Raw genomic sequence first — 6750 nt, forward strand, 5'->3', positions numbered from 1 at the left:
CGCACCCCGGCGCCCGCGGGAGCCCCTCGCAGGAAGGGGACGCCCGCGGAGGGCGGCACGGCACGGTCGGCGGTCGCGACCACGGCGGGCGCGGTCGGCACGGGTGTCCGTCGAGGCCGGTCCACGGCACGCACGGGCGGGCACGCGGTCGGGCGTCGGACGGGCGGGACGTCACGGCGCGGGGCGGTGACGGGATCGGGCGGCGCCGCGGTGCGCGGCGCGGGTGCTCCGTCGACGCCGCGCCGGGCGTCCCGCGCAGGTCCGGCCCGCCCCTCGGGGCGGCTCAGGCCTGCGCGCGCAGCACGACGGGCGTCGACGGATGCCGACTACTCGCGGTGTCGTCCATCGCGTCCACCTCCTCGCCGTCGTGCGGGTCGGGCCGATCGGCCCCGGGCGAGTCTAGTGCCTCGACCCCGGGGCCGACTGTGACGGCGGTCACCCGACACGGGCCGTCGACCCCGGTCCGGCGCTCCGGCGGGTGCGCCCGCCCCGCAGGGTGCCGGGGCGCACCGCACCGCGCGCCCCGGCACCCGTCACCGCCGTGCGGTCATGCCCGTCGACGCCGGGACACCACCAGGGTCGCGCCGCCCGCTGCCAGCAGGACGGTCGCCACGAGCACCAGGGCGGCGGCGCCCGCACCCGTCACCGCGAGCGCCTCCGGCCAGCCGGCGGGCTCGGCCGCACCGCCGCCCGCACCGCCTCCGGTGCCGCCTGCGGTGCCGCCCGCGGGGTCGTCCGGACCTCCTCCCGGCACCCGCGCGGGGTCGGTCACCGTGATCGGCACGGCCCACCGGGCCCCTGTCGCCTCGTCGACGACGACGAGGGTGTGCGCGCCCGGGAGCACGTGCCCCGGGATCCGCACCGTGAGGGCGTAGGCCCCGTCGGGCCCGGCGTCGACGGACCCGAGGACCTCCACCTCGGAGTGCAGCTCGGCCCGCACCACGCCGCCCGGGGTCGCGCCCCGGCCGTCGACCCGGACCTCGCCGCCCGGCGCCACCCGCGCCGTGGAGACCGTGCCCGCGAACGGCGTCGGCTCCGGGGACGGCGCCGGGGCCTCGTCCCGGGTGAGCCAGCCGACCGGGTCGGCGACGGCCCACGCCGCGAGCTTCTCCGAGTAGTCGCGGTTGAGCGTCAGCGGGTTGTGGTTCCGACGCCAGCTGTCCGCGTCCGTCAGGCCCCAGAACGTGACGCGCTCGATCCCCTCGGAGTACGCGCTGAAGACCTGGAAGAACTCCGCGTACCGCTGCGCCTGGATCGCCTCGAGCTCCGCGCGGTTCGTGATCTTGCCGACCCAGTAGGTGGCGCCCTCGCGGTGGAACAGGTCCTTCGCCGACGGGTCGGTCAGGTCGACGTAGTCGGCGAGGTCGTTGTTGTTCACGCCCTGCGGCATGGCGTCCCAGGCCTCGAACACCTGCAGGTCGAGCTCGCTGATCGCCACCTCGAGCCCGGCGTCCCGGAACAACCGGATGGACGCCTCGAGCGACTGCCGGTCCGAGCACGCGCCGGACTGCCACTCCTCGGCAACCGGGTCGACCAGGTCGGGCACGCGCGAGCCCGTGCAGGCCAGCGCGGGCGTCTGGTTGATGTAGTCGTGCGACTGCATCCCGATGACCTCGATCAGCAGCCGGTCGTCCTCCGGGTGCTCCTGCGCGTACCGGGCGTTCAGCTCCGAGGCCATCGCCACGACGGCCCGGGCCTTGCCGCTGGACTCGAACAGGTTGAAGTCGTTGTACTGGAGCGAGACCTCCGGGCCGTGCTGCCGGGCGAGGACGAAGGCGTCGTAGACGAAGTCGCCGGCGGACTCGCCCGCCGACGCGTCGGCGCCCTCCGCGTACACCCGGTACCAGCTGGACGTCCCGCCGCGCGGGCCGCCGCGCAGGAAGTCCTGCCAGTCGTCGGTCGCCGGGTCGAACGCGGCGACCGAGTCGATGAACGCCTCGTTCACGACGTCCCAGGTCGGGATCAGCCCGGAGTAGCGGGTGAGCACCTCCTGGATGTAGCGCTCCATGTTGCGCCGGGCGAGCTCGCGCGTCCCGCCCGTGGTCCCGGAGTTCAGCCGGGGCGGCGACTGGGAGTGCCAGACCAGGACGTGCCCGTGCACCCGCATGCCGCGGGCGCGGGTTTGTTCGACGAAGGCGTCCGCGGTCGACCAGTCGAAGGTCACGGTCCCGTCGTCGGCGATGTTCCTGTCGGGCAGCAGCGCCTCCGGCTTCATCGCGTTCTCCGCCGTCATGACGCCGTAGTCGCGCGCGATCACCGCCGAGCTCCGCGGGTCGGCATAGCTCTGCGGCCCCCAGATGGCGCCGACGTCGAAGTGGTCGCGGTACGCCTCGGTGAGCGCAGGTGCCCGGTCCCGGAAGGAGGTCGCGAGGTGGACGTCGCCGTCCGGCATCGTGAACTCGTGCACCCGGGCGCCGATCCAGCCGAGCTCCTCCGACGTCCACCCGCCCCAGGTCGTCGCCTCGGAGGCGGGTAGCGCCGTGAGGCGGACCGTGTCGCCGGCGCGGTAGGTGCCGTCGCCGTCGACCAGGCCCGCCGAGCCGTCGCCGGCGACCTCGACGCGGACCCGGTGGGTGTCGTCGTCGGCCCACGCCGACGCCGGCAGCGCGCCGCCGGCGGCCAGCAGGACGACGAGGCCGGCCGCGGCACCGGCGGCACGGCGCCGCGCGGGCCGGGGTCCCGGGTGACCGCCGGGGGACGTCGTGCCGGCGGGGCGCCGCCGGCGGTGATGCGGGGCATGGGGGTGCATGTCGCTCCATCGCGATCAGGCGGCCCGGCCTCGTGCCGCGCCGCAGGGCACGTCCCCGACCGGGCGGACCCGGCTGCGGCCTCCGGACGTCGGCGTCCGGATGGAGATCGTTGTCGAAAACGCTATCCACATCCCGCAGCGGGTCACAAGACCGTTCTGGGGGCCGGAGCGGCACCCTGTGGACGACCGCGGTGGCGGGGCGGCGGCCGCCGATAGGGTGGACGGCGTGACGCAGGCATGGGACGACGAGTGGCCGCTGCCGGACGAGCCGCCGTACGACCCGGCCGAGGAGCCGCCCTACGAGCCCGGGCACGCCGGCCGCGGCGCGGCACCCGCCGCACGCCCCGACCCCCGGGACGACCGGGCTGCCGCCGCGCACGGCGACCCCGCGGCAGCCCGCCCGGTCGAGCACCCCGCCCACGACGCCACCACCGGCCGCGCCCCGCTCGAGGTGCTCCAGCAGGTCTGGGGCTACGACGCGTTCCGCGGCGAGCAGGCGGACATCATCGACACCGTCGTCGGCGGCGGGGACGCCCTCGTCCTCATGCCGACCGGTGGCGGCAAGTCGCTCTGCTACCAGGTGCCGGCGCTCGTCCGGGCGGGCACCGGGGTCGTCGTCTCCCCGCTGATCGCGCTCATGCAGGACCAGGTCGACGCCCTGTCCGCGCTGGGCGTGCGCGCCGGGTTCCTCAACTCCACGCAGGACCACGGCCAGCGCCGCGAGGTCGAGCGGGCGCTGCTCGACGGCGAGCTCGACCTGCTCTACCTGGCGCCGGAGCGCCTGCGGGTCCCCGAGACGATGGCCCTGCTCGACCGCGCGACGATCAGCCTGTTCGCGATCGACGAGGCGCACTGCGTGTCCCAGTGGGGCCACGACTTCCGCCCCGACTACCTCGGCCTGTCCGTGCTGCACGAGCGCTGGCCCGGCGTCCCGCGGCTCGCGCTCACCGCGACCGCGACCGCCGCCACGCGCACCGAGATCGCCGAGCGGCTCGAGCTCACCGACGCCCGGCAGTTCGTCGCCTCGTTCGACCGGCCGAACATCCAGTACCGCATCGTGCCGAAGGCCAGCCCGCGCCAGCAGCTGCTCGACCTCATCCGGTCCGAGCACGACGGCGACTCCGGCATCGTCTACTGCCTGTCGCGGAACTCCGTCGAGCAGACCGCCGAGTTCCTGTCCGCCCAGGGCGTGCCCGCGCTGCCCTACCACGCGGGCCTCGACCGGCAGGTGCGCGCCCGGAACCAGTCCCGGTTCCTGCGCGAGGACGGGCTCGTGATGGTCGCGACGATCGCGTTCGGCATGGGCATCGACAAGCCCGACGTGCGGTTCGTCGCGCACCTCGACCTGCCGAAGTCCGTGGAGGGGTACTACCAGGAGACCGGCCGCGCCGGCCGCGACGGGCTGCCGTCGACCGCGTGGCTCGCCTACGGCCTGCAGGACGTCGTGCAGCAGCGGCGGATGATCGACACCTCCGAGGGCGACGCCCAGCACCGGCGCCGGCTGTCCGCGCACCTGGACGCGATGCTCGCGCTGTGCGAGACGGTCACCTGCCGGCGCGTGCAGCTGCTCGCCTACTTCGGCCAGGACGCGGAGCCGTGCGGCAACTGCGACACCTGCCTGTCGCCGCCCACCACCTGGGACGGCACCGTCCCCGCGCAGAAGCTGCTCTCGACCGTCGTCCGGCTGGAGCGCGAGCGCAACCAGCACTACGGCGCCGGCCACCTCGTCGACATCCTGCTCGGCAAGCGCACCTCCCGGATCGAGCAGCTGGGTCACACCGAGCTGTCGACGTTCGGGGTCGGTGCCGACCTGTCCGACGCCCAGTGGCGCGGCGTCGTGCGCCAGCTGCTCGCCCAGGGGCTGCTCGCGGTCGACGCCGACGGCTACGGGACCCTGCGTCTGACGCCCGCGAGCGCCGAGGTGCTGCGCGGCGACCGGCCGGTGCCGCTGCGCGAGGAGACGCGGACGACGCGGAGCCGGTCGCGCTCCGGCTCCGGGTCGGGCTCGGGCGCGCGGCAGGCCGCGGCGGCGCAGGCGGCGGCCGAGCTGGGCGACGACGCGGCAGCCGTGTTCCAGCGGCTGCGCACGTGGCGCGCCGCCGCGGCCAAGGAGCAGGGCGTCCCCGCGTACGTGGTGTTCCACGACGCGACGCTGCGGGAGATCGCCACCGCGCAGCCCGCCGACCTGGACGCGCTGTCGCGGATCGGCGGCGTCGGCGCGGCCAAGCTCGAGCGGTACGGGCCCGGCGTCATCGCGACGCTGGAGGGCCGCGAGCCCCCGACGGCGGAGGAGGTCGCGCGCGACGCGGCGTCCGTCGGGCTGTTCGCGGACGACGACGACCAGGCCACGGGCGGGCCCGCCGGAGGCGCCGACGCCTGATGCCGGCCGTCCTCTCCGCGCTGGGCACGATCGCCGTCGTCGTCGCAGCGGGCTGGTTCGTGGGGCGCACCGGTGTGCTCGGCGAGAACGCCCAGCGGGTGCTCGCCGCCACCGCGTTCACCGTCGCGACCCCCGCGCTGCTGATCGCGACCATCGGCCGCACCGACCTCCACCTGCTGCTGTCGCGGTCGGCCCTGGTCACCTTCGCCTCCACCACCCTCGTCGCGCTCGTCGCCGCCGCCGTGCTCCGGCTGGTGCGCCGACGGCCGGCCGGGGACGTCGTGGTCGGGGTGCTCGCGTCGTCGTACGTGAACGCCGGGAACATCGGCATCCCGCTCACCGCGTACCTGCTGGGCAGCGTCGTGTCCGTCGTCCCGCCGACGCTCTACCAGCAGCTGGTGCTCGGGCCGCTCGCGATGGTGGTGCTCGACGCGCGGCGCCGGGCCTCGGACCAGGTGGTCGCGGGCACCGCCCCCGCCGGGGCGCTCGGCACGCTGGGCTCCGTGCTGCGGCGGACGCTGCGGAACCCGGTCATCATCGGCACGCTGACCGGCATCGTGCTCGCCGCCCTGCCGGTCACGCTGCCGGCCGTGGTCTTCCAGCCGCTCGAGCTGCTGGGTGCCGCCGCCCCGCCGCTCGCGCTGCTGACGTTCGGCATGTCGCTCGCCGCGCCGCGGGTCGTCGGCGAGCAGGCGCCGCGCGGGGACCTGGCCCTGGTCGCGGCACTGCGGGCGGTCGTGCACCCGGCGCTGGCCATCGGCCTGGGGACGCTGCTCGGGCTGCACGGGGAGGCGCTGCTGGCGGTGGCGGTGGTGTCGGCGCTGCCGACGGCGCAGAACGTGCTCGTGTACGCGATCCAGTACCGGCAGGGCACCGCGCTCGCGCGGGACGCGGGCCTGGTGACCACGGTCCTCGCCGTCCCGTCGCTCCTGGTGATCGCGGCCGTCCTCGGCTGACCCGCCGCCCCGCGCCACGCCCACCCACGCCACGCGCGCCCACGCCCCCGCCGGGTGCGCGAGATCGGCGGTTCCGCGCGAGATCGGTGGTTGCAGGCACCGATCTCGGCCCGAACCACCGATCGCGCGGTTCCGTCCTCGCTCGCCGGGGGCGCGCCGCGGTCGGCGCGCCGGGCGGTCAGCGGGTCGCGTCGGCTCGGGCGACGGCGGCGTCCAGGGCCGCGAGGTACCGCGCCGGGGACTCGCGGCGGATGTTGTGCCCGGCGTCCGGGAACGCCACGTGCGTCAGCCGGTCGCCCAGCAGCTCCGCCGCCCGCGCCGCCTGGCGCCGGGTGACGACGCCGAGCCCCGGCGCGGCGGTCAGCAGCGTGACCGGCACCCGCACGTCCGCGAGCGCCTCGACCCAGTCCCGGCCGAGCCAGTCGTGCGGCACGTCGACGAGCCGCGGGTCGACGCGCGCCTTCGCCTCGGCCCACCCGAGGACCTCCTCCTCGGACCACCGTGGGTTGTCGACGCGGCCCTGCGCGGCGATCTGCTCGACGGTGCGCCCCTGCACGGCCGCGATCGCCGGGGCGAGCCAGTCCGGGGCGCCACCCGGGCGCCGCGCACCGCCGCCCGCGGCCCCGGCCCCACCCGCGCCGGCCACGCCGACCACGGCCCCGTCC

General features: G+C 76.3%; 4 protein-coding genes and 1 pseudogene. 2 read left to right on the forward strand and 3 right to left on the reverse strand.

All coding sequences use genetic code 11. The features are described from left to right. Positions 1–283: 283 nt before the first annotated feature. Positions 284–439 carry a hypothetical protein gene (locus FA014_RS16900; protein WP_154730807.1) on the reverse strand — a complete coding sequence of 52 codons (156 nt, stop codon included), beginning with the start codon at positions 437–439 and terminating at the stop codon, positions 284–286. Between the two features lie 108 nt (positions 440–547). Further along, positions 548–2749, reverse strand: a complete 2202-nt coding sequence (locus FA014_RS16905; RefSeq protein WP_154730808.1) for an endo-1,4-beta-xylanase — start codon at positions 2747–2749, stop codon at positions 548–550. Positions 2750–2975: 226 nt separating this feature from the next. Here FA014_RS16905 and recQ point away from each other — a divergent pair, with 226 nt between their 5' ends. Next, positions 2976–5129 (forward strand): DNA helicase RecQ, encoded by a 2154-nt coding sequence (gene recQ / locus FA014_RS16910; protein ID WP_419178429.1) that lies wholly within the window; start codon positions 2976–2978, stop codon positions 5127–5129. Further along, positions 5129–6085, forward strand: coding sequence for an AEC family transporter (locus FA014_RS16915; RefSeq protein ID WP_154730809.1), 957 nt, complete (start codon positions 5129–5131; stop codon positions 6083–6085). The genes recQ and FA014_RS16915 overlap by 1 nt, the downstream gene beginning before the upstream one ends. A 178-nt stretch (positions 6086–6263) precedes the next feature. Here FA014_RS16915 and FA014_RS20175 read toward each other — a convergent pair. Further along, positions 6264–6750 (reverse strand): annotated as a pseudogene (locus tag FA014_RS20175) (hypothetical protein); the annotation flags it as partial.

Origin of the sequence: Cellulomonas hominis (genome assembly GCF_005239125.1) — a bacterium.
GTDB lineage: Bacteria > Actinomycetota > Actinomycetes > Actinomycetales > Cellulomonadaceae > Cellulomonas > Cellulomonas hominis_A.

Excerpts from the sequence above, each read along its gene's own strand:
- FA014_RS16905 (WP_154730808.1), bottom strand. The coding sequence starts at position 2,749 with ATGCACCCCCATGCCCCGCATCACCGCCGGCGGCGCCCCGCCGGCACG.
- FA014_RS16915 (WP_154730809.1), top strand. The coding sequence starts at position 5,129 with ATGCCGGCCGTCCTCTCCGCGCTGGGCACGATCGCCGTCGTCGTCGCA.